The sequence below is a fragment of the Vagococcus zengguangii genome, from assembly GCF_005145005.1.
GTDB classification, from domain to species: Bacteria; Bacillota; Bacilli; order Lactobacillales; family Vagococcaceae; genus Vagococcus_A; species Vagococcus_A zengguangii.
The window spans coordinates 703655-728437 of the sequence record NZ_CP039712.1 but is presented as its reverse complement, the minus strand read 5'-3'; the positions used below and the strand labels follow the sequence as shown (position 1 = coordinate 728437).

Sequence of the window (24783 nt, the reverse complement as noted above, 5' to 3'; positions counted from 1 at the left end):
TTAATGTCCTCCTTCTGAATGATCACTTAATAATTTTAACCCCATCACACCTGCTAAAAGAGTCATAATTAATAATACTTTGACAATGGATAACGTACTACCAAAAAGTAACGTATCCATTAAAATCGTACCGGTTGTCCCAATGCCAACAAAGACGGCATAGGCAGTCCCAACCGCTAGTTCCTGACTGGCTTTAATTAAAAAATAAAAACTAAAAAATATTGCCAGTAGCGTTAATAAGTATTCCCACAAATTGCTAGAGTGCTTTAATCCAATCACCCACCCAACTTCAACAATACCCGCTATAATAATCATTAACCAATTTTTGTTCACACTATTCATCCTCCTTAAATAATAAAAAAATCCTGAGAAAAGATTGTTAGTACAATCTTCTCCCAGGATTTTGTCCTTCCGTGTGACGCAAATAATTATTTGCGCGTTTCCCCTCGGACCAGGCCATCATGTAGATGATGCGGAACCCTAGAAAACTTAATAATTTAATCATACCTGAAATTTACAATTTGTCAAATAGACAGTCTATAAATTAATCTGACAAAACAAGCAAGTGTTATACCTAAGCTCCAACCACCAAGAACATCACTAATATAATGAATCCCCAAATAAACACGGCTGTAACCAATCATAACTAGGAAAATCACACAAATCAGCAGACCTAACCAATGATAACTCGCTCCACGACTAAGCAATTCTAGAATAATTGAAAAATAAATTAAACCTGAGCCCAAGGCATGATAACTAGGAAAGCTATAATCTTTTTCTTGCACTAAACGGTGCTCATCTGGTCGTTCTCGCTTTATCGTAATCTTAAATAAGTAGGCAACTAACATCCCTACTCCTAAACAAATCAATAATTCATTTGCAAAAAATAAATCTTTTGAAAAATAAAAATAATTCATTAAACATATAAAAGCAACTGGCATAGCTTTTCCTACTTCCGTAAAAAATTTCATAGCTAGTGTCCAGACTCTCGTACGATGATCTAACGCAAAATTCATAACGGCTTCGTCAATTTGATTCGTTTTATGATTCATAACTAAAAAAACGATGACACTAAATATTAAACAAGCAATACACCCAACAACTACTAACACTTTATTCTCACCTCTATTATCTTCTCTCACTATAATTATAACATTATATAAACTAAAAAATATCTTTTCATCCAAAAAGCCTAGCAAAATATAGGTCATAAGTCTGATTTATTTTGATGACGTCCATGTTAAATTATAAGTAAGTTAAATGATGAAAAGAGGAAAATAATATGAAAAACTTTTTTGGATTAATAATTGTTGTCTTGTTAGCACTTGGAGGGTATAAAGCATGGAACTACTATCAATCAACCTATGTCGGTCAAGATTACTATGGCGTAATCAGTGAACCACTTCCAGAAGAAACAACTATTAAAGACGACAGCGGTAACGCACTAGGTAAAGGATTTAAATACGAAGTAACTGCGTACGATGAAGACGGTAATGCACGTCAATTAAAATTTGATGTTATCACAACTGGACGTGATAAAAATGGGTCCGCTTATGAAGCTGGAACAGTCATGAAATTTGATGCAAGCGAAAAACGTATCATTAAAAAATCAGTTATCGACATGAACGATGTACCAACTAACTTGGTTAACAAGTTACAATAGAAACTTAAGGAGCTGTGACTAACAAGTGTCACAGCTCCTTTTTAGCGATTAATATGTGGCAATTCAAACAATTCTTCTTGCTCCAACTGAGCAGCTATATCTAATAATAATTGATCATTCCCTCGCTTAGCCATCAACTGCACACCGATTGGTAAACCATTTTCACCGATATGGACAGGTAAGCTTATCGCTGGCTGACCCGTTAAATTAGCCAGTTGTGTGTAAGGAGTTAAAGCTAAACTATCTGCAAACATCTCTTCAATTAATTGTGCTGCCTGAGTTTGATTTAACCGTTCGCTTAGTCGTAAACGCTCCTGAATTGCTTCAGAAACAAGCGGTGCATCCACTTTAGGAGCAGTAGTTGCGGTGGTTGGAGATAAAAATAAATCATAATCATCAAAGAGTTCTTCCATTTGAAACGCTGCTTCATCCCAACTTTGCAACGCTTCGATATAATCGGCCGCGTCTATTTTATTCCCGTACTGATAAATCCCCCATGTCATTAATTCCATATCCTCAATGGTCATCGAACGGTTGAAGTTTTTTTCAATTTGTTTAAACATCGCGGCTGTCTCTCCACCATTCATTGCATAATAACTTCTAATGAGACGAATGCCATCAACAGGGTAGTTAACTGAAACCAATTGATGTCCCATTTTTTCTAATTGTTTGAGTGTTTTTTGTAAAGCGATTTTAGCATCTGTTGACACGATACTGTTTACTGGTGAATCAAGACAATATGCAATTTTCAACGGGCGCTTTGTTTGATCCATGAACAGATTGACTGGCTGATAAGGAGCCGCTGTATGAATACCTCTTAAGCTATCAAACAGTAATTGAGTATCACGAACAGAAAGTGTCAGCCCAAAACTAATCGAAGCCCCTTGCCATCCTCTCCAACCACTCGGACCAACAGGCATCAGACCTCTTGTGGGTTTCAGCCCTATCAAGCCGCAAAAAGATGCTGGAATGCGAATTGATCCTCCTCCATCACTCGCCATCGCTAAAGGAAACATGCCTGAAGCAACAGCCGCCGCAGCACCTCCACTAGAACCACCTGGCGAGTGTGCAACATTCCAAGGATTCCTTGTCACACCATGAATGAACGGATCCGTAATATTTTTAAACCCAAACTCCGGACTATTCGTTTGCCCTAAGGCTAGTAACCCCACTTGTTCCATTTTTCCAACAAAATAGTTACTGTCAGATGCTCGGTAATCATTAAACAGGCGAGAACCTGACGTATCAAGCCAGCCCTTTTTACTTTGTCCTAAAATTTTTAACGGCACAGGGAGTCCAGCAAAAGGTGTTTGAAGTACACCCTCTCTTTGCTCAATCTCACATAGAGCATCACTAGATGAAAAAGTAATCACGGCATTTAATTCCGGATTCAATTTTTTTACTTTGTTACTAATACTATGAATTAATTCTTGATGGGAAATTTCTTTATTTTTCAATTGGTTAATCCAATAAGTCGCATCTTTCATGTTTAGTTCCTTTCCTTCGATTATTTTTACGATTTAAGCGTAAAACTCACTTATCGCCTAAAATACTCTCTTTATTATTTTTTCATATTTACTCTCGAAAAACTATCCTAATTAATCATTTAAGAACAAGATAACCTAATAGTTTTTGTTGAAAATTCCATAAATAGCGTTAACATCAAATTTTACAAATAGCGACTAACTAAACACTAAAGGCATAACGTACAAAATTGTATGATTAGATCAAAAAAAAGCTGAGACGAATTGTCCCAGCTTTTTTTCTTATAATGTCTCGCCGTTACTTGCGATGACTTGTTTATACCAATCGAACGAATCTTTTTTCATACGATTCAAACTACCATTTCCTTGATCGTCTTTATCGACATAGATGAAGCCGTAACGTTTCGCCATTTCACCTGTTGAAGCACTGACTAAGTCAATACAGCCCCAAGGAGTGTAACCCATTAAATCGACGCCATCAGCAATTGCTAAGGCCATTTGTTCAATGTGTTGACGTAAATAATCGATTCGATAATCATCATGAATTTGGCCATCTTCAGAAATAGTATCGATTGCTCCTAAACCATTTTCTACGATAAATAATGGTTTATGATACGTATTGTACAATTCATTTAGACCGATACGTAAACCAATCGCATCTGTTTGCCAACCCCAATCACTTGTTGGTAAATGAGGATTTTTAGCACCACCGGTTAAGTTACCTGCTACTTTTGCTGCATCGGGATCAATCACGTCAATGACGGTGGACATATAGTAACTTAAACCAATGTAGTCAACAGTGTGTTCTTTAATCAACTCTAAATCACCTTCAGCAATTGCTAATGGTTGGACACCGTATTTCTTAAAGATACGTTCAGTGTACGGTGGATATTCACCGCCTGCTTGAACTGAGCAACAGAAACCATTAATTTCTTGGCCTTTTTGCATGTTTGCAACTTGGTTTTCCGGATGACAATCCATTCCGTATCCTGTTGCATAAATCGTCATCATCCCTACTTGTAAGTCTGATTTGATTTCATGCGCTAATTTAACCACTTTAGCTGACGCTACAAACTGATGATGTAGGGCTTGGAAAACTAATTGCTTATTCGTTGAGCCCGTAGTTGGTACCATCCCCAAGCTTAGAGCTGGGAAGTGTAACGCACCATTAATTTCATTAAATGTCATCCAATATTTCACTTTGTCAGCAAAACGACGAATGATTGTGTCCGCATACTTCACGTATAAGTCAATCAAACGACGATCTTGCCAACCACCAAATTCTTTCGCTAAATGTAATGGCATCTCATAGTGAGAGATAGTGATAACTGGTTCAATGTTATATTTTAAACATGTATCAATCACTTTTTCGTAATGCGCTAACCCTAATTCGTTGGGCGTTTCTTCCGTACCCGTTGGAAAAATACGTGTCCAAGCAATTGAGAATCGGTAAGCTTTGAACCCCATTTCAGCAAATAAAGCAATATCTTCTTCGTAGTGATGATAGTGATCAATTCCAGTATGATTAGGATAGCTGTTAATTGTTTCATCAATCGTCCAATCAAAGTCTTCGGCAAAAACCTTTTTAAATCGTTCTTTACCACCAGGCATTGCATCAGCAATTGATAAGCCTTTACCGTCTTCTAAATACGCCCCTTCGCACTGGTTAGCAGCCGTTGCGCCACCCCATAAAAAATTAGTTGGAAATTTCACCATTACCACTCCGTTTCTATTTTTCTACTGTAAATAATTCTTCGCCAACTTCAATTGCTTTTGGCTCGATAACTGTCACATTATGATATTCAGCTGAATTAGTTACGACGATTGGTGTCACAGTTGGTTTGCCTTTAGATTTAATAAAATCAATATCAAATTCAATTAATAATTGACCTGCTTTCACTTGATCACCTTGTGCAACGTGAGCTGTAAAACCTTCACCGTTTAATTCGACTGTATCCATACCGATATGCATTAAAATTTCTGCACCGTCTGTTGTTTTCATTCCAATCGCGTGTCCAGTTGGGAATAATAACGCAATTTCACCGTCAACCGGTGCCAGTAATTTACCCTCAGTTGGCTCGATTGCTACACCTTGTCCCATCGCACCTGAACTAAATACTGCATCTTCCACATCACCTAAAGCGATCACTTGCCCTTTTAATGGACTAACAAATGTTTCATTCCCTGATACATTTGCAACTGCTGTTTCTTCTTTCACTGCTTCGGTAACTGTTTCAGTTGCTGCTTCCGCTTTTTTATTCACGTTACCGAAGAAATATGTCATGATTGCGGCAAATGCAATGGCAATAACATAAGCAATGGCTGCAATAACCATTTTAGATGTATCGCCTGTTTCTTTGTTTATAAAGCTTGGTAAAGTTAACATACTTTGACCAAATGAATAAGAAATGACACCATTGGCTCCTACAATAGCACCACCAATAGCACCACCGATACAAGCAAAGATAAATGGTCGTTTAAGTGGTAATGTTACCCCATATACGATTGGTTCTGTAATACCAAATAAACCTGCTAATGCTCCTGATCCTGCAATTCCTTTTAAGTTTTTATCTCTTGTTTTTAAGAAAACCCCAAATGCTGCACCCGCTTGAGCTAATACACCTGCAAGTGACATTGGAATCATATTGTCCATACCTGTTGTCGCAAGATTTTGTAACGTAACAGGTACTAATCCCCAGTGCATTCCAAACATTACTAGGACTTGCCAGAAACCACCTAATACGGCACCAGCTAAGATATCTGAAGTTGAATAGATTTCTTTAAATGCTGCCCCAATAAATTGTCCGACAACTAATCCGATTGGTCCAACTATTAAATAAGTTAAAGGTACCATGATTAGTAACGTAAGTAATGAAACACCAAACGTTCTTAATACTCTAGGAACGACTTTTTTGGCAAATTTTTCAACGTAACTTTGAATCCATACAGCTAAAATAATTGGAATAACCGTAGATTTATAACCAATTGCTGATTTAAAGATAACTGGTAGGCCTAAAAATGTTAAACTACCTTCAGCTGCTTCAATTCCCGCAGCATATTCAACAAATCCTGGATACAACATAGCCATCGCTAAAACTAAAGCTAGATATTCATTTGTTTTGAATTTACGAGCTGCTGTAATAGCTAAGACCATTGGCATAAAGTAAAAAATACCATCTGAAGCCGCATTTAATAATTGATAAGTACCTGATTGAGCATCTAACCAACCAACAGCTAAACATAAGTTAAGTATCCCTTTCAGAACACCAGAACCTGCAAGTACTCCTAGGAAAGGGGTAAAAATAGAAGAAATAATATCAATTGCTTTTCCTACGAAAGTTTCTTTTTCATCAGATTCTGTTGTCTCATTTGTTGTGTCCCCTCCAAAATTACCTAAACCTTGTAATTCTTCAAACACATCGCTAACATGGCTGCCAATTACTACTTGATATTGACCTCCGCTTTGTACGACTTTAATAACTCCTGGATGTTGATTTAATTTCTCTGTGTTCGCTTTTGATTCGTCATTTAATCTAAAGCGTAAACGTGTTGCACAGTGTACCACTGACTTAACATTTTCTTGTCCACCAACAGCTTTTAATACGTCAACTGCTAATTGTTTATTACTCATTGATGTAATCCTCCTTGTTATTTTATTTCTTGATGATACTATCATACATCAAAAAAAACATTTAATTAGCTCAATTTGCTTCGTAAAAATATATTTTTTGAGCTAGTAAAAAGACTAGCCTGTTAATTTTCATTTAACTGGCTAGTCTTATATTCAGCGTATTCTTTTATTTTTCAAAACGTTTTCGATACATTTTATCATAGTATATTTTATCAATTAAATTTCTGATTTGTTTGTTTTCATCTTCAGATAGACCATCAACCACGCTGACATAAGGAAGATTAAGCGTTATTTTCTCTGGCAAAATGAAGTTGATAATTAATAAATCAAGCATCCGACTTTTTTCCGGTAAACTTTCTAACTCTTCACTATCAATAACTGTTACCTTGATTTTATCACCATATAGAAACGACAAATTAGCTTTCATATAATGCATATGCTCAACATCACTATTAAAAAACAACCCCACTTCACAAGGAGGCACTTGATAAATAATTTTTTGATAAAAATCTGGCCAATGGGTTACGAGTAAATATAAAAATTCATAAAAATAAGCGTCATTTCTTTCAGCGACCATCGGTACGTGCTGCATGAATGATGTTTTCGACTGCTCCAAAATTGTCGCCTTTAATGACTGACTAAATAATAAAAATATTTTACGATTTGGATAAATAACGTAAGGGGTAATCGTCAGATGAGCCCCAAGTGACATAACATTATATAACCGTAATAGTAAATTTTCTGGATGAGTTAAGGTAATATCAAACTGTTCTCCGATAGATTCAACCGTTGTTTTTAACCCTTCATAGATTATCCGATTATCTGACACAAGCGCAATTCTTTCATGATAATCACGATTAGAAAACGCATGCCTATAATTGATATATTGTAAAAATAATCCCTGATATAGTTCGGGTGTCAGTGACATTTTAAAAACATATTCAAACTTTTCTTTATTAGTATAACGTTCAATTTCATCCGTAACCAAATTTTCTAAATCCTTAGGAATCTCGCCATGTTTCACTTCATGCCTCTTCGTTTCTCTTAATAAAGAAACCGCAACGTAGCGTGTCATTCTCATTTTACTCGCATAATTGAACTTATCTGCAGGGAACTTCTCTATAAATAAATTAACGAGTTCTTTGGAAAACACATCAATTCGTTTATCGAATGGGTATTGGTCATTCGGATAGCGTTCTTGTAGATAAAACAAATAAAACGCGCGAATATTAGCTTCATCACCGACAATTCTCACAGGACGAGATTTAATGGAAACACCATGTGGTTTAAAACAATCATTAATAAAACTGATGACCCGCTTTAATGTTGCTTGAGAAATAAACAACTCACTAGCAAGTTCCTCATAATGATCATATTCTTTATATAAAATAGCTTCAAGCAATTTAAAATTAATATTATTTTCTAAAAAAACTTGATAAATAATTTTTGTCGATAAGTGCTGAGGAATACGAAGATAACATTTTTTATCTTTGGTTATTTCAATTTCTAATGGTGCTAACGGTTTATTTAAAAAACCAATGTCAATTTGAATTTGCATGGTTGTTAAGGTAAATTTATTTGCTAATTCATCTAATGAAATCCCAGGATTTAAATAGATGGTTTCAACAAGTTGCAGGCGTCGATTATCTTTATCTCCTAATAATTCTCTCATGACGTTCACTCCCTTAATAGTCACAAAAAAACAAACGACGAAATCGTTTGTCTTTCTTATGATTCTATTGACAAGTATATCATTTTTCAGCAAGTTACACGAGTCTAACTTGCTGTACTTTTCAGTTGTTCATTAATTTTATTATATAGGCAAACCACTAGTTATTATTATTTCACTGTTAAAATCTCATTATATTATAACTTTTAAATATACGTTTTATCAAAAACATTTATATTTGTTAACGAGTTTCTAATTCTATTGACTTTTTTTTACTATATAAGTTACATTTAACATATTAAATATGAAGGAGTTATCCCATGTTATTAAATTTATTTATCATTATCCTAATGATTTTTTTAACAGCCTTTTTTGTTGCTGCAGAATTTGGGTTTGTAAAAATTAGAAAAACCCGTTTGGAATCTTTAAGTAATGATGGCAACAAAAATGCCACATTAGGACTACATATTGTTAATCACTTAGATGAGTACTTAAGTGCCTGTCAATTAGGAATTACCTTAACCTCATTAGCGATTGGTTGGATTGGGGAATCAACAATTGAGCATCTATTACATCCGGTATTATCGCTATTTCCAATTAGCGCTTCTATGCGCACACTTATTTCATTTATTTTAGCCTTCGCGATTATGACGTTCGTTCATGTGGTAATTGGTGAATTAATTCCCAAATCTATTAGTATTTCAAAAACAGAAAAAACAGTTTTAGCCGTTGCACGACCACTTCACTGGTTCTATAAAATTTCTTTTCCGTTCATTTGGTTACTTAACAAATCAGCTTCTGGTATAGGTAAATTAATCGGCGTTCAGATTGCTGGTGAGGGCGACGAACACCATTCAGAAGAAGAATTATTAATCATTGCCTCTCAAAGTTTGTCTCACGGAGAGATTAACTCTGAAGAATTCGAGCTAATCGAAAACAGTTTCCGCTTTGACCAAACGTTAGCGCGTGAAATTATGGTTTCTAGACCTGATATGGATGTTTTAGACGATACGATGACTGTACGAGAAGCTTTAGATATTTCAATGACACAAGGGCACAGTCGCTATCCGGTTGTACATGAGACTAAAGATGACATAGTGGGTTATATTACGCAAACCGATCTAATTAAACTTTATATGCAAGATCCCGAAGCGTCTATCATCTCCGAAATCAATAAAATTTTGGTGATTTTTGAAAATACGCCAATTAAAGAATTATTAGATGAAATGAAAGAACAGAAAAAACATTTAGCTATTTTAGTTGATGAATACGGTGGAACTTCTGGGCTAATAACGATTGAAGATATTATTGAAGAAGTTTTCGGTGATATTCAAGATGAAAAAGACGATGAACTCCCAATGATTACTTCTCAACCTGATGGTAGTTATTTGGTAGATGGTCGGACTGAATTAAATGAGCTAGCTAAACAATTTGATTTGAATTTTGAAGATAGTCATAAAGACAATGGTAAATCCCCTACAAGTATTGGTGGGTGGTTGCTTGATCATGATTTAAATCAAACTAAAATCGGAACTACCCTACAACATGAAGGTTACCAATTTGAAGTGACTGAAATGGAACACGGTGTTGTGATTACACAGCTAAAAGTCACTCAAAACAACTAAACTTAAAGGCTATAAAAAGAAAAATTTCTTTTTATAGCCTTTTACGAATTCTATTTTTATCATCTCTTTCTGCTCCATCAAGAGATTTTTCTTTTTTAAATAACTAAGCTAATGTATACTATAACCACCATAATAGAATGGATGTGACTATTTTTGCCAGTTCATTTAATTGAATCTTACCAAAAAACGTATAGCCGATTACCCAACATTATCCAATTTTTTTTAGATGAACTTGATACTTCTTTAACAACACGTTTTGAGTATGCTCAAACGTTAGAACAGTTGATTGACTTTCTTTATTTAAAATATCCACAACAAAGACTCTCTTCTATTTTTATCTGTTCGCTAAAGCAATCGGATTATACTGACTTTATCTCATTAACACAAACCTACTATATCTCAAACGGGCTCAATATCATTGATAGTGCAACTTATATTCAAAAAAATCGAAAAATAAACATTGTGAATCATTTTTTATTTTTCCTCTTTAATTTGTCTATTCATAAAGAACAAATTTTTTTAACCAATGCACTCTCTAAATATTCCATTGAAGCTGATGACTCCCTTACTCAACCCGAACGAATTACTTTTTGGCAAGCGGTTCTCGCAGCTGAACCACCAAACGAACATCAATCTGCTTATGATAAACTAATTCGTCAACGCAATCTATTAATTATTTTATTGTCACTAACCATGGGGATAACCGCTAAAGAAATCACCACTATCAAACGGACGGATATATCAATTGATAGTTATGAAGTAACGATTCCTAGAGGTAAAAACAAGTTAGAAGTAATCCCCATCCCACATCGTTATCGGGATTATTTTCAAACCTATTGGGAACTCTTTAAAAATAGTTCTAGTTCACATCTATTACACTGTATTAATGGGGAATTGCTAACGACAAATAAAATAGAGCAAATTCTAACAGAAGTACGTTTTCGTTCAGGATTTCCTCGACAAATTAACACTTCGTTATTAAATCATACATTTGAAACGATGATGATGGCCGAATTAAATAATCAAAAAGCAGTTGATTGGGCTATTGGCAAAAACGATGACCCGAGCGTTGAACCTAAAAAGGTCACATTGGAAATAAAATTAATTGATTTAGAAAATTTATAAACAAAACCCTATGACTGAAATAATTAGTCATAGGGTTTTGTTTATCATTAGTCTCTATTCATTTATCCGTAAAATTTGAAACCCCTCGTGATAGGCTTTAATTAAATCTTCTGTCTGTTCCAAAGCAAAGTCGCTTAATATTTTACGTTCCTGCTCATTTTCAATTTTCTCAATAAGGTTAAATAAATCATCTACATTGCACTGACGAGACTTTAGCAAACTCACCCACTTCGCAACCTTTTGAGGTAACACGACTGGTTCAGATAGGACGTTTGACCGTTCTATTCTTTCTAATGAAATAGTTTGACAATGATAGCTAATTGGGAAAGTGATTTCTGATATATAGCGTTCACCCGCTACCTGTTGAGCAAAAAAATCATAATAATTTTGATAAGTATCTTTCATTTTTTCATCTTTAATATACCCTAAGTAATGCTTGTTTAATTGATTTGAAAAAATATAACGCTTTTCAAATACAAAATCCGACAATTCAAGTTCCTTAATTTCTCGCGGTACAGATTGATTTAATAACCATAAACTATTGGTCATTAAGGCATCCGGGGATAAATCATTCTCAATTAAATCGTACGTATCATAAACATACAGTGTTTCTTTGGGATCAGTTTCAAATATATATAATCGTACCTTTAATGAATCGTTAGATAGTAAACAACTGGCCTGTCGGCACAGGGCGACATTATTCACCAAAGCACCATTAATTGTCTGACTAACACGGATATGCGGTTCAACTGGGAACTCATATCGAATACAGTTGGTAGGAACACTGGGATTAAACATCTCTTTTTTAGGTTCTGCTAGTGACGTCATTAAGTAATAATCAGGCATCTTCTTCGCTCCTATCTTTTAGGTACAATAAAAAAATTAACTACCTTTATTTTACCTGAAGATAGTTAATTTTTCTCGCTTATTTTATTAGTATATTAATTATTTTTGATTAGCGATAGCCTCTAAATAATCATAAAAATGAAATTCAATTTCTTCCGCACTTTTGAAATTAACTCGGAAAGTTTCAGTTGCTTTTTTGAAATGAATTAACGTAGCACCTTTTGATAATTTAAAGAAATCTTTTATTTCTTTGTTGTTATATATCATAGGATAGACATAAACAGGTTGCGTCATTGCTTTTTTATCCTGATCATTATGAACCAAATTAGTAATGGCTTCTTTTTGAGAATCTGTTTGATCTATCATTAATAAACTAATTTCATTATTATTCTTAATTAAACTAACTAACTCGTCTGGTGCAACACTCAGGTAATATTTATTGTCTGTTAATTCGCTAATCAACAAGTTATTGACTTGTTTTTCTCTAACCTTCGCTTGAAAAGGCGGTAATATGCACAAAAATAATAGAATCGAAGCTAACACGCTAAAGAAAGCAATAATTATTTTTTTATGCTTGATTTCTATTTTATCAGATAACTCCATTAACTTATTCAAAAAAACATCAATTGATTGTTTCACTTCATCCATTAATACCACCCCTTAGCAATAGTATAACGATATAAAGAAAAAAAAGAAAGTCTAACTCTCTATTAAAGTTGGACTTTATAAAATAATCAAGCTATTATTAGAAGTAGCACAAACGAGGAGGTTTCAACATGTCATTCGATGGTTTTTTTACACATCACATGGTCCAAGAACTTAATGAACAATTAGCGGGTGGACGCATTTCAAAAATCCACCAACCTTATGAAAAAGAAATTATTTTAATAATTAGAAGCCAAGGAAAAAATCATAAATTATTGCTTTCAGCACATCCAAATTTTGCAAGAATGCAACTAACAACGATTCCTTATGATAATCCTAGTTCTCCTCCTAATTTTTGTATGATGTTACGTAAATATTTAGAAAATGCGATATTAGACCGGATTGAACAGATTGAAAATGACCGAATTGTCCACTTCTACTTTTCTAGACGAAACGAATTAGGTGATTTAGAAGATATTATTTTAATTTCAGAAATGATGGGACGTCACAGTACATTAGTCTTAGTCAATCAATCCACCGGTAAAATTCTAGACTGTATTAAACATATCGGTCCTTCACAAAATAGTTATCGTCTGCTTTTACCTGGTACTAATTATATTGCACCACCTAAAGATGACAATAAATTGAATCCTTTTGATGTTAGCAAAACGAAACTATTTGATACACTATCCACGATGAACCCATTAACACCACAAACCGTTCAGACTATCTTCCAAGGCCTAGGTAAGGACACGGCTAGTGAAGTTATCTATCAACTAATGCAACGACCAAATGAAAAACTAAAGGCTTGGGAACAATTTATTTCTAGCCCCGTGAATGCGACGTGGTATCGAGTAGATAATAAAGAATATTTCAGCGCCACAACGTTTAACTATCTAGAAACTGACGGTCAAAAATTCAACTCATTAAGCGAACTGTTAGATGCTTTTTATTTTGGAAAAGCGGAGCGCGACCGTGTCAAACAACAAGCCGGCGAATTAATCAAAAAAATGGCGGCTGAAATGAAGCGTAATAAGAAAAAGATTACGATTCTAACCAAAGAACTACAAGCAACTGAAAAGGCTGATAATTATCGCATTAAAGGTGAACTACTAACGTCATACTTGCATTTATTAACGAATGGGATGTCTACCATCACTTTGAACAATTACTACAGTAATGAGCCTTTAGAAATTGCTTTAGACCCACAATTATCCCCTTCTCAAAATGCACAAAAATATTATAAACGTTATAACAAACTAAAAAATGGTGCTGAGCAAATTCAAGAACAATTAGAACTAGCCAAACAAGAACAACTATATCTTGATTCACTCATTAGCCAGTTAGATCTAGCTTCTCCAAGTGATATTAACGTTATTCGGGAAGAATTAGTGGCTGCCGGTTATATTAAAAATCGTCAGAAACAAACAAAAAAAGTAAAACCTTCTAAACCAGATGTCTTTTGGAGTCACGACGGTACCGAAATTTTAGTTGGTAAAAACAACTTACAAAACGATCAACTAACATTTAAAATCGCTAATAAAACCGATATTTGGTTGCACGCTAAAGATATTCCTGGTTCACACGTCATTATTAAATCAAGTCAACCTAGCGATGAAACACTAGAAGAAGCCGCTATATTAGCTGCCTATCATTCTAAGTATCGTTTATCTAGCCAAGTCCCTGTTGACTATGTCGCTGCTAAGTTTGTCCACAAACCAAACGGTGCTAAACCAGGCTTTGTTATTTATGAAAATCAGCGCACACTATATGTAACGCCTGAGCAAAAGAAAGTTGAACAATTAAAATCTAAACCTGTCTAACACAAAACCCGCCTAATCTCATGATTAAGCGGGTTTCTTTTAACTGTCAGAAACAGGACGAACCTATTCTGTATATTTATTACTTTTATTAACTTGCAACAACGCATTAACCAATGAAATGGTAATAGTTAGTAACAATGCTGAGCCCAAACCATTTACATAAAAGACACCTTGACCCATAAAGTAACCTGTCATCATTAAGATACTCGCATTTATCACTAAACTAAACAGACCAAATGTCAAAATAGTGATGGGGAAACTTAATATTTGTAAAATTGGTTTAAGAAGCGTGTTCAAAATCGAGAACACAACACTTGCTATTAGCGCTGTTCCCAAACCATTAACATATAGCATATTGGGAAACAGATAGGCTAGGGCCATAAATAAGATGGCATTTAATAATAAACGTTTAATTGTTTGGCTCACTAGAAATCACTCCACTCATCTTCCTCAACTTTTTTAGCTTCTTTACGTGGACGTTGTGGTTGTCCTTGACGATCATTGCCGTAGTAAGTTGAGCTATCTCCGTAAAATTGGCGTTGCGTATTTTTTTTAGTCCCATTGGTTGGGATAACTAACATTAAAATAAGGTATAGTGGAATCGGTGAACCAAATGAGAATAGGACACTTGCTAAGAAGATAACACGAATGACTGTAGGATCGATTCCTAAGTATTCACCAATCCCTCCTAGCACCCCTGAAACTACCACATTATCAGTTGATTTTGTTAAGCGTTTTTTCATATTGTTATCTCCTCTTTCTTAATTAATCCTCTAACGTATCTTTTAAGTAAATCGTCCCCGTCGTTGTGCTTAATTGGACATCGACCGTTGGTTCCGTAGTGATACGTCGTAATTGCATATATTGATTTGTTTTTTCTGATCTTTCACGAACTGTTTCCATATTAGTTAAACGGCTCTTAATCGCACCCGTACTTGTTTTCGCATATAATTCAACACTATTAGCAACCGGTAAGGCCACTTTAATCGTACCGTTGACTAAGTTAACTTCAACTTTTTTAACCGCCGTTGACTGTGCTGTTAATTTTACTTCGCCATTGACACTTGAAATATTAGTGTTTTGGATATCAGCTTGTAAAACGTAGTCACCATTAATGTTTTCTGAAATAAAATCTAAAATGTTTGAATCTTTGATGGTCACATCGCCATTGACACCTTTAACTTCTAACATTGTAGCAGAGAATTTAGTCAGTGTCATGTCGCCATTTGTATTTTTTACAAAGGCATCTTTCAACTCAAGTTCGTTGGCTTTTAAATCACCATTTAAAATATTAACAGCTAAATAGTCATAAACTTTTTTCGGTAAGTAGAAGACTAAATTGGCCTTCACACGTTTATTTGGTACGTAGAATTGGATTTTTTCCTCATCTACCATGATTTGACTTCTTTCCATGAAGGCATCATATAATTCTTCTGAGTCAAACTTACCGTACAATTTAATATCAGCTTCGACTTTTAAATCGTCTGAATCCCATGTTTTAAATTCAACCGAACCGTTAGCTAATTTAACATCAATGACTGAAGCGGTAATATTCTCATAGTTAAATTCATGAGTAAAGCTGTTGCTAGTAACTCCTGGAACTTTAACATTGATGTCTTTCCATTCCACGTTATCGTTAACTTTAGTGTAAACACTTGCCACTGTTGATTTAATTAAATGACCTAACTTAACACCTTTGTCGCCTAATTTGCGACCAAGTTTTTCACCTTTATCACCTAATTTGTCAGCTGACTCCATTAGTTTTTGTCCAATTTCATCGACGTGTTTTTCCCAATTTTCTGGAATTTCAAAACGTTCTGCCCATTGTTCTTTTGTATAAGCTTGACGATCTTTTTTGATAGTTTTTAATTCTGTTTCTAATTCTTCTTTAAATAATTCTTTAACAGCTAGCTCCTGTTTCAATTGCCCTAAGTCAATTTCTAGCTGACGACGATCTGCAATTTTTTCTTCGTCTAATTCTTCTAAATCTTCAAGTGTATTAATCACCACTAATTGTTCTTTTTTCGCGTTAATTTGTTCTTCTAACGCTTCAATTTCTACATTAATTGTATCTAATTTAACACTTGCTTCATTAGCTTGTGCGACTAACTCGTCTAAAATTCGTTCTAAACGTTGTTGATCCACTGCTTCACTATCAGCTACGTTATTTGATACTTCTTCTTCCAAACTATCCATTTCTTCTTCGAATAAGTCAACGACTGATTGTTTTTCTTCTGCTAATAATTTTGCAACTTCATCGATTGATTGTTCATCTTTCTCCGTTGCTAAATTTTCTAATAAAATCAACGCTTCTTCTGAAGTGATAACACCTTTTTTGACTAATTCTAAAATTCTTTCGCGTTCTTTCATAATTAATAGCCTCCTTTAGCTAAACCTAACGACCTTACAAGACTATTATCACAATTTTTCGCACAAAAGTCATAGGTCCTAAGATGGATTTATTTCTCCATCTAATTAATTAGAGATATCTTCATCTCAATTATTAATAATTTGACATCCGTTATTATATATTTTACAATACATTTAACAATTAAGTTAAATGTTAAATGAAGGAGGTTGGCTGATGAGTTTACAAATAACCTTAAAAGCCCTCGCTGATCCTACACGACGTGAAATATTAAGCTTATTAAAAACATCACGCCTAAGCGCCGGTGAAATTAGTGAAAATTTTAATATTTCGATGGCTGCCGTTTCAAGGCATCTTTCTATCTTAAAAGAAGCTGGTTTAATTCGTGACACACGCGAAGGTAAATTTATTTATTACGAACTAAACACCTCAGTCCTTGAGGAAGTCATGTTATGGATGACCAATTTAAAGGAGGAATAACAATGTGGAAATCATATAAAAAATTAATCATTCTCACCATATTACTAACTTTAGCCCCAATCTTATTTGGTGTGATAATGTGGGAGCCATTACCTGATAAAATTGCCACGCATTTTAATATGAATAATCAGCCAAACGGATGGACCAGTAAACCAATAGCCGTTTTTGGTTTACCTTGTTTACTAGTCGCAGTTCAAGTGTTTACGCTTATTATCACGGCAATTGATCCTAAGAAAAAAAATATCGCACCCAACTCCATCTTAGTGGTACTTTGGTTGATGCCTATAATGAGTTGGTTAGTGTCATTCATTAGTTATGCTGACGCTTTAGGCTATCAAGTAAATATTAACGCGATAGTTATTACCTTTATAGGCATCCTATTTGTCGTACTAGGGAATTTTTCGCCAAAAAACCAACATAATTATTCTTACGGTGTACGGACACGTTGGGCCTTAGACGATGATGAAAACTGGTACCATACCAATCGTGTTGCAGCCATCTGCATGGTCATCGGTGGGATTTTAACGACGATTTGTGGTCTCTTGATGTTTATAATCAATCTGTCGTTACCATTAATCATAATTGAAATCGTAATTATATTAGTCATGGCTTTATATCCGATTTACTATTCTTACCGCTTTTACCGAAAAAAACAACTGAATAAGCAATAAAACTAATAAGGGGCGTCCGTATAAAACGGCTGCCCCTTATATTTATTCTGCTACTAATTTATAAACGTGTTCTTTTGAGGTTAAGACATATTCATCATCTAAGGTATGTAATAGATGATTAACAGCTTTAAGAAGTTCTCGACGTGTCACAATACCTAAAAAACGATTTTGTTCGTCACGAACTGGTATAAATGAATGATCCACAGCCAAATGTAACAACAATTCAATATCATCAATGGTTGAAACACTGCGTACTTCTTTCTCCATTACATCCGCAACAATCTTGCCTTCAAGTAAATTAAAATCTACGCCATCAATTGCTAGCATTTGATTCACAATATCGGCTAACCCAATAAAGCCTACTAGCTCATCTTGACTATTTAATACAGGAATTTTAGAATATTTTACTTTGGTTAAAATTAAAAAAGCATGACTTAAGGGGTGCTTATCTAAAACTGACGCTACCCGTTCACTTTCAATTAGAAAATGTTCTTTCTTTTCCAGTAGTATTTCTTGTAGCTCACTAATAATCATACTTGCTGGCCTCCTTTTTCATACGAATTTATTATACCATGTGCGACAAAAGAAACCATCGATTTTTATTAGCTTAATAATTTTTTATTAATTTCTTGAAAATGTTTTGGTTAATTCCTCGATTAATTCATGTTTTTCATTATAATAAGTCACACAATATTGTTCGAGGTCACTTTCAATAAGCGCATAAGTTTTAACTTTATACGGATAGCGTGGTTGGCTAATACTACCAGGATTAACGATTAATAAATCCTCCGCCACTTCTGCATGTAACACATGCGTATGACCGTATAATGCAATATTAGCTTCTTGTTCCTTTGCTTCATAAAAAAGGCTACGCAAATCCATACGAACGGCTGATAAATGGCCGTGTGTCATATAAATTTTATCCGTTCCAATTGTTACTTCTTGAAACTTTTTATAGCGACGATCAAAATCACAGTTGCCGGTTACGACTAGCATTTCATGCCATAACTCATCGGTCGGTTCTAGTTCTGAATCGCCACAATGAAACATGGCGTCAACTTTTCCACGGTATTTATTAACTAATTCTACTAAAATATCACGTTGCCCGTGATTATCACTGACGACTAAATACTTCATATCTGTTTACCCCTCTTGCCACTTATCCCAAACTGTTGCTAAGTTTTGTATAGCAATTGCTCGGTGACTGATTTTATTTTTCTCTTCAGCACTTAATTCCGCCATTGATTTGTCAAATTCCTCCACATAGAATAAAGGATCATAACCAAAACCGTTATCACCACGTGGAATACTTAAGATACGTCCTAATACTTCCCCTTCAACGAACAATGTATCTTTACCTGGAGCTGCTAAAGCTAAGGTGCAGTGGAATTTAGCCGTACGTTTTTCAGATGGCACATCCGTTAATTCATGCAATAGTTTAGCATTATTAGCCGCATCATTGTGACCTGGACCTGCAAATCGAGCGGAATAAACACCGGGTTGACCATTTAAAGCATCAACCATTAAACCAGAATCATCCGCTAAAACTAAGCAATTCAAACGTTCAGCAATCGTTTCAGCTTTTAGCGCGGCATTTTCGGCAAATGTTTTACCCGTTTCAATCACTTCAGGAATTTCTGGAAAGTCTTGTAACGTTTTAATAGTGTAGCCTTTTGCACCAAAAATCGCTTCAAATTCTTTGGCTTTACCTAAATTATTCGTTGCAATGACAATTTCTTTATCACTAACTTGTTCATATTCTGGTAATTTAGTTGCCGCTAGCGCTTCTTTTTGTAGACGAATCAATTCACGAATGCCTAAGTCCCCTAAATCAAGCATCTCAAGTAACTGTGCACGCGTATAAGTATGCTCTTCTCCTGTTCCTTGCACTTCAACGAATTCACCCGTTTCTGTCATGACTAAATTCATGTCTACGGCTGCTTCAACATCTTCAACGTAATCCAAGTCTAAAACGGCAGCCCCACTTGGTAAAATACCGACACTAATTGCGGCTAAATGTTCTTTAATTGGATTTTCTTTGATGGTCCCTTTTGCGATTTCTTTATTAATCGCAATTGCTAGCGCGACAAAAGCACCCGTAATGCTCGCTGTACGTGTGCCTCCGTCTGCTTGAATCACATCACAATCGACAATGATTGATTGTTCCCCTAATTTTTCTAAATCAACCACTGCTCGTAAAGCACGACCAATTAAACGTTGAATTTCCATTGTACGTCCAGTTAATTTTCCTTTTGAGCTTTCACGACGATTACGCGTATTGGTTGCACGTGGCAACATGCTATACTCAGCTGTCACCCACCCTTTACCTGAACCTCTTAAAAACGGTGGGACTGACTCTTCTACAGTTGCGGCACATAACACCTTAGTTTCTCCAAAGCTAATCATCACTGAACCTTCTGCGTGTTTCAATACTTCTGTTTCAATCGTTACTTCTCTTAATTGATTTTCTTGACGTGCATCATGTCTCACTCTAATTCCTCTTTTCCTCACCTAGACTAATTTTTTGTACATGAATATCAGATAATGGTAGCCAATCCATAGCAATTTCTTCAAACATTTTAGTTGAAGCCGTCGTATAAAATTCATGTTGTGGTGTTTCATTTGAAACTGGCGCTTGGATATCAAAATAATCTAGCAACATACTCACGTCACTAATGGTTTCTGCACCTGAATCAACCAGTGTAACGTTATCACCTATCACATTTTGAACAATTGGACGCAACAACGGATAATGTGTGCATCCCAGAATTAGCGTATCAATTTTTTGATTGATTAACGGTTGTAACGTTTCAGCTACCACTTTTTTTGCAAGAGATGTTTGATAACTTTTGCTTTCAACTAATGGTACAAACTTAGGACAAGCTAGTTCGATAACTTCAGTCTGTGGCGATTTATTCTTAATTGCATTTAAGTACGAATGACTATTGACAGTACCGATAGTCCCAATCATCCCAATCCGATTATTTTTCGTTTGCTTCAAGCTCGCTCGACTGCCAGGTAAAATAACACCGACAACGGGAATATCAAGAGCCGCTTTAATTTCATCCAAAGCAACAGCTGTCGCCGTATTACAGGCAATTACTAACATTTTTATATTTTTTTTCACTAAAAAATTGGTCATCTCCCATGTAAATTGAACGACTTGTTCAACTGGTCGTGGACCATAAGGACAACGGGCTGTGTCACCTAAATACATGATTTTTTCATTTGGCAGTTGCTTTAACGCTTCTTTTACAACGGTTAGCCCCCCAACACCTGAATCAATAAACCCTATGGCTCTAGTTGCCATCTCCTTCACCCATTTCAATCATAATATCTTCTATTGTCTACTTTTTTTGACAAACATGCAAGTGATTGATAAGTAATAAAGCACAAAATAGTCCCCTAACATTTACTATGTTAAGGGACCAATATCTTTATTATTCATACATAAATTTAAAATAATTATTTTTTTACTAATTTACTTAATGTTTTTCTATTCAAGAAAGCAGCAACAAAGACGAATAACGAACCAACAATTGCTAGACTTGTACCTACTACTTCACCAGTTTGTGGTAATGAAGAATCATTATTGTTATTTGATGAAACAGTTCCTTTATCTAAAGAATCTGACGTTTCTGTTTCCTCACTGCTTATTGTACTTTCTTCTGTCGATGAATCTTCTGATGATAAATCTTCGACAGAACTATCTCCCGTTTCTTCACTACTGTCGGTGCTTTCCTCTGGTGTACTTTCTTCTGGTTCTTCTGGTAACTCTGTATAAACAATATCAATTGAAATATCTTGTTGTTCTTCACCAAACGTATACTGTGTTTGATAGTCACCAGCTAATTCATAGCCTTCAATTTCTGGTAAAACAATTTCAAATGATTCGCCTGGTTGACCATGGAATGTTTGTGGCTCAGCTAGTACATTACCATCTTTGTCTACAAATGTAACCACTTGTGTGATTGGCTCACTAAATAATTTAGCATCTGCTCCTGCTTCGAAAAATTCGATGTAATTTTTTACTGTTGCAACATAATCAGTGTATGACATGTTAATACCACCGATATGATTACCAACTGGTGATTGATAAATATATTTAGTAGCTGAAATGTTATCAAATAATGTGTTTTCAAATGCTTGAGGAATAAATGTATCATCTGAATTATGAATTAATCCTACTGGAATTGTTGCTTTTTGTACTTGATTAACAGTAGAAACCTCTGCCATAGCAAAACCTAAGTTAGTTTGAACTTTTTCATCAACTAGAGGTAGGGCTTCTTTTAATTTTTCTGGATCAAGTAAGCCATCTAAGCCACCTTTATTTTGTAATTTAACAGAACCCATATCGATAATTGTCGAAATGTTTTCGATAATATAATTTAATTCATCCTCTAAAGATGTATAGGCCGAATCAGCAATCACACCAATTACGTTCTCTGGTAACTGTTCCCCTGCTGTCATTAAGACAGTTGCAGCTCCCATTGAAACACCACTTAATAAGATAGTTCCCTCTTGATTATTCATTTCGTTAACTAAGTTCACCCAGTTAACATAGTTAGATTTTTCATTCCAACCGAAATCAATATAATTTTTTCCACCTGTAGTAATCCCTTGTGCGTCAGGTGTCAAAACATTATATCCTAAATCATAGTACATTTTTGCCCATGGTCCCATAATTGAGTGAGAACCACGATAGCCATGCGCTAAAATAACGGTTTTATTAGAATCCCCATTGGCTAAGTAGTAACCTACTGCCCCACTTGCTAATGATAATTCCTCTTTAGGTTGCTCATTATACCAAGCAATGGCTTGTTTATAAGATTCAGTATAATCTGCACGATCCGTTGCCATCCAATCAATGCCGTTTTCTACCCATAAACTTTCACCGCCTGCTTTATCAAATGCTAATTTAAATAAAGTATTTGCGATTAAGTTAGTAATAAGATCTTTATCATCATTTTGGTTATTCGTTTGTGGTTGTTCTACTTCTTCTGATGTAGTCCCTGTTGTCACTTCTAAACTTTCAGTTGAAGTTTCTTCAGTTGTTAAATCTTGTTCCGTTTCACTTGTTACTTCTTCAGATGTTAACTCTTGTTCTGTTTCACTTGATACTTCCGTTGTCAAAATTTGATCCGTGCTAGATTCAGTTGAATCAGCTAATGTCTGACCCGCTGTTAAAACTAATCCGGCTAATAATGTAGGTAAAATAATTTTTTTCATGGTGTTCCCTCCTTATTTTTCTAAATAATACCATCTTCTACTTCCCTTCATTAGCTCAATCTATTGCATTTAATATATATAAAATGAACTTGACAAATCAAAAACAATACATAATTATATTACAACGGTTAAATCAGACACGCTACAGATAAAATACAAAACAAAAAAAAAGATAACCGTCCGAAAACAGTTATCTTATAATAACATTACCACAAATTAAATAACATTTATAATTATTTAGTGAAGTTGTCAAAATAACCTTGGATAAAGACAATCGGTGTTCCTTTGTCACCACTACCTGATGTTAAGTCAGCTAATGAACCGATTAAATCAGTTAAACGACGTGGGGTTGTTCCTTGCGCTTCCATCGCCCCAACTAAATCATCATCTTTTTCATTAATATGTTGTTTAATTGCTGCTTCCAATGTTTCACCTGAAAGTTCAGAAAAGTTATTGTCAGCTAAATATTTCAATTTCACTTCGTTCGGCGTACCATCTAATCCTGCTGTATAAGCTGGTGAAACCACTGGATCCGCTAATTCCCAAATTTCCCCAACCGGGTCTTTGAAAGCACCGTCACCATAAATCATCACTTCGATGGTTTGACCTGTTGCTTCTTTCATTAAATCTTGAATTTTATCAACGACTGGTTGGCATTCACGTGGGAATAATTTCACTGCGTCTTCAGTTGATTTATTTGACCCTAACAAGCCATATTGCTCATTGTAGCCACTACCATCGATTGATTCTGAAAGAATATCATCTAAGGTATAAACTTTCTTCGCTCCGTTTTGTTCTAAAATACGTTTAGTACGGTAGCGCGTATGAATATCACACGTTAATATATGATTCGTATATTTCAAAATAGTTTTCGGCTTTTGTGAAAAGATCACTTCACACTCAGCACCTTCTGCTTCGACTAATTCTTTGTAATATTCGATGTAGTCGACGCCTGTGAAGGTGTGTTTGTTGTAGCCAAATAACTCACGAAATTCTTTTTCTGTTAACTCATCTGTCCAAGGATTTACTCCTTTTTCATCCAATAAGTCTAATGAAACTAAGTGATTCCCCACTTCATCTGATGGATAGCTTAACATAATGACGATTTTTTTTGCGCCTCTAGCAATCCCGCGTAAACAATTTGAAAAACGGTTACGGCTTAGAATAGGAAATAACACACCAATCGTTTCATCTCCAAATTTTTGTTTAATATCTTGCCCAATTTGATCAATCGTTGCGTAATTATTTTGTGCACGCGCTACTATTGATTCCGTAATCGCTACGATATCGCGTTCTCCAATTGTAAATCCTTCTGCTTGTGCTGAATTTAAGACGCTATCCACAACGATTTGTTCAATATTATCGCCTGCTTTAATAATTGGACATCTTAATCCTCTAGTAATAGTCCCAACTGTTCGTTCCACTAACAAAACTCTCCTTTTGGCTTTATCAGCCACCAATAATTTAATTACTATCTTAATATACCTTGTTTTGACTAAAAGGTAAAATTTTCTAATTATTTAA

Annotated in this window: 23 protein-coding genes and 1 riboswitch; of the genes, 6 read left to right on the top strand and 17 right to left on the bottom strand. The window is 35.0% G+C overall.

Annotated elements, in window-relative coordinates:
- Together FA707_RS03500 and FA707_RS03495 are read right to left on the bottom strand one after the other, a co-directional pair.
- Entirely contained in the window at positions 1-342 is a 342-nt protein-coding gene (locus FA707_RS03500; protein ID WP_154299925.1) for a DMT family transporter, read from the bottom strand.
- 48 nt (positions 343-390) lie between these two features.
- Positions 391-495: riboswitch (guanidine-I (ykkC/yxkD leader) on the bottom strand.
- Positions 496-524: 29 nt separating this feature from the next.
- Positions 525-1112 (bottom strand): phosphatase PAP2 family protein, encoded by a 588-nt coding sequence (locus tag FA707_RS03495; RefSeq protein ID WP_168177337.1) that lies wholly within the window; start codon positions 1110-1112, stop codon positions 525-527.
- Between the two features lie 170 nt (positions 1113-1282).
- Between FA707_RS03495 and FA707_RS03490 the strand changes: the two genes are divergently transcribed.
- Positions 1283-1663 (top strand): DUF1093 domain-containing protein, encoded by a 381-nt coding sequence (locus tag FA707_RS03490; RefSeq protein WP_136952914.1) that lies wholly within the window; start codon positions 1283-1285, stop codon positions 1661-1663.
- Positions 1664-1704: 41 nt separating this feature from the next.
- Here the strand turns inward: FA707_RS03490 and FA707_RS03485 are convergent, their stop codons facing one another.
- The 4 genes from FA707_RS03485 to FA707_RS03470 form a co-directional block, all read right to left on the bottom strand.
- Positions 1705-3150, bottom strand: a complete 1446-nt coding sequence (locus FA707_RS03485; RefSeq protein WP_136952913.1) for an amidase — start codon at positions 3148-3150, stop codon at positions 1705-1707.
- A gap of 279 nt (positions 3151-3429) precedes the next feature.
- Positions 3430-4863, bottom strand: coding sequence for a glycoside hydrolase family 1 protein (locus tag FA707_RS03480; protein WP_136952912.1), 1434 nt, complete (start codon positions 4861-4863; stop codon positions 3430-3432).
- Between the two features lie 13 nt (positions 4864-4876).
- Entirely contained in the window at positions 4877-6778 is a 1902-nt protein-coding gene (locus FA707_RS03475; RefSeq protein ID WP_136952911.1) for a beta-glucoside-specific PTS transporter subunit IIABC, read from the bottom strand.
- A 166-nt stretch (positions 6779-6944) separates the two neighbouring features.
- Positions 6945-8450 carry an AcpB/EbpR/MafR family transcriptional regulator gene (locus FA707_RS03470; protein WP_136952910.1) on the bottom strand — a complete coding sequence of 502 codons (1506 nt, stop codon included), beginning with the start codon at positions 8448-8450 and terminating at the stop codon, positions 6945-6947.
- 317 nt (positions 8451-8767) lie between these two features.
- On the opposite strand from FA707_RS03470, the gene FA707_RS03465 reads away from it, so the two are divergent.
- Both FA707_RS03465 and FA707_RS03460 read left to right on the top strand, forming a co-directional pair.
- Positions 8768-10072 carry a hemolysin family protein gene (locus FA707_RS03465; protein WP_246032344.1) on the top strand — a complete coding sequence of 435 codons (1305 nt, stop codon included), beginning with the start codon at positions 8768-8770 and terminating at the stop codon, positions 10070-10072.
- A gap of 153 nt (positions 10073-10225) precedes the next feature.
- Positions 10226-11197 carry a tyrosine-type recombinase/integrase gene (locus FA707_RS03460; protein WP_136952909.1) on the top strand — a complete coding sequence of 324 codons (972 nt, stop codon included), beginning with the start codon at positions 10226-10228 and terminating at the stop codon, positions 11195-11197.
- 54 nt (positions 11198-11251) lie between these two features.
- On the opposite strand, the gene FA707_RS03455 is transcribed toward FA707_RS03460, so the two are convergent.
- Both FA707_RS03455 and FA707_RS03450 read right to left on the bottom strand, forming a co-directional pair.
- A complete protein-coding gene (locus tag FA707_RS03455; RefSeq protein WP_136952908.1) occupies positions 11252-12043 on the bottom strand; it encodes a hypothetical protein in 792 nt (263 codons plus the stop codon).
- A 99-nt stretch (positions 12044-12142) separates the two neighbouring features.
- Positions 12143-12691: a hypothetical protein gene (locus FA707_RS03450; protein ID WP_136952907.1), complete on the bottom strand. Its 549-nt coding sequence runs from the start codon at positions 12689-12691 to the stop codon at positions 12143-12145.
- Positions 12692-12819: 128 nt separating this feature from the next.
- Here FA707_RS03450 and FA707_RS03445 point away from each other — a divergent pair, with 128 nt between their 5' ends.
- Entirely contained in the window at positions 12820-14511 is a 1692-nt protein-coding gene (locus FA707_RS03445) for an NFACT RNA binding domain-containing protein (protein WP_136952906.1), read from the top strand.
- 63 nt (positions 14512-14574) lie between these two features.
- Here FA707_RS03445 and FA707_RS03440 read toward each other — a convergent pair whose 3' ends face one another.
- Genes FA707_RS03440 through liaX form a run of 3 tightly spaced genes read right to left on the bottom strand, consistent with a single transcriptional unit; the run spans position 14575 to position 16881 of the window.
- Positions 14575-14937: a phage holin family protein gene (locus FA707_RS03440; RefSeq protein WP_246032343.1), complete on the bottom strand. Its 363-nt coding sequence runs from the start codon at positions 14935-14937 to the stop codon at positions 14575-14577.
- Entirely contained in the window at positions 14937-15254 is a 318-nt protein-coding gene (locus tag FA707_RS03435; protein WP_136952905.1) for a PspC domain-containing protein, read from the bottom strand. The genes FA707_RS03440 and FA707_RS03435 overlap by 1 nt, the downstream gene beginning before the upstream one ends.
- Before the next feature lie 22 nt (positions 15255-15276).
- Positions 15277-16881, bottom strand: a complete 1605-nt coding sequence (gene liaX / locus FA707_RS03430; protein WP_136952904.1) for a daptomycin-sensing surface protein LiaX — start codon at positions 16879-16881, stop codon at positions 15277-15279.
- A gap of 214 nt (positions 16882-17095) precedes the next feature.
- On the opposite strand from liaX, the gene FA707_RS03425 reads away from it, so the two are divergent.
- Both FA707_RS03425 and FA707_RS03420 read left to right on the top strand, forming a co-directional pair.
- Positions 17096-17359: an autorepressor SdpR family transcription factor gene (locus FA707_RS03425; protein ID WP_136952903.1), complete on the top strand. Its 264-nt coding sequence runs from the start codon at positions 17096-17098 to the stop codon at positions 17357-17359.
- A 2-nt stretch (positions 17360-17361) separates the two neighbouring features.
- Positions 17362-18030, top strand: a complete 669-nt coding sequence (locus FA707_RS03420) for an SdpI family protein (protein WP_168177336.1) — start codon at positions 17362-17364, stop codon at positions 18028-18030.
- Positions 18031-18072: 42 nt separating this feature from the next.
- Here the strand turns inward: FA707_RS03420 and cbpB are convergent, their stop codons facing one another.
- From cbpB to FA707_RS03390, 6 genes are all read right to left on the bottom strand, one after another.
- A complete protein-coding gene (gene cbpB / locus FA707_RS03415) occupies positions 18073-18564 on the bottom strand; it encodes a cyclic-di-AMP-binding protein CbpB (RefSeq protein ID WP_136952901.1) in 492 nt (163 codons plus the stop codon).
- Positions 18565-18651: 87 nt separating this feature from the next.
- Positions 18652-19167: a metallophosphoesterase gene (locus tag FA707_RS03410; protein ID WP_136952900.1), complete on the bottom strand. Its 516-nt coding sequence runs from the start codon at positions 19165-19167 to the stop codon at positions 18652-18654.
- A 6-nt stretch (positions 19168-19173) separates the two neighbouring features.
- On the bottom strand, positions 19174-20520 hold the full coding sequence (rph, locus tag FA707_RS03405; protein ID WP_136952899.1) for a ribonuclease PH: 1347 nt from the start codon (positions 20518-20520) through the stop codon (positions 19174-19176).
- Position 20521: 1 nt separating this feature from the next.
- The gene (gene racE / locus FA707_RS03400; RefSeq protein ID WP_425471314.1) at positions 20522-21349 is read right to left on the bottom strand and encodes a glutamate racemase; all 828 of its coding nucleotides are present in this window, start codon (positions 21347-21349) and stop codon (positions 20522-20524) included.
- Positions 21350-21495: 146 nt separating this feature from the next.
- Positions 21496-23259: a serine aminopeptidase domain-containing protein gene (locus FA707_RS03395; protein ID WP_136952898.1), complete on the bottom strand. Its 1764-nt coding sequence runs from the start codon at positions 23257-23259 to the stop codon at positions 21496-21498.
- A gap of 233 nt (positions 23260-23492) precedes the next feature.
- Complete coding sequence (locus FA707_RS03390) at positions 23493-24683, bottom strand: coenzyme F420-0:L-glutamate ligase (RefSeq protein ID WP_136952897.1); 1191 nt, start codon at positions 24681-24683, stop codon at positions 23493-23495.
- Between the last annotated feature and the right edge of the window lie 100 nt (positions 24684-24783).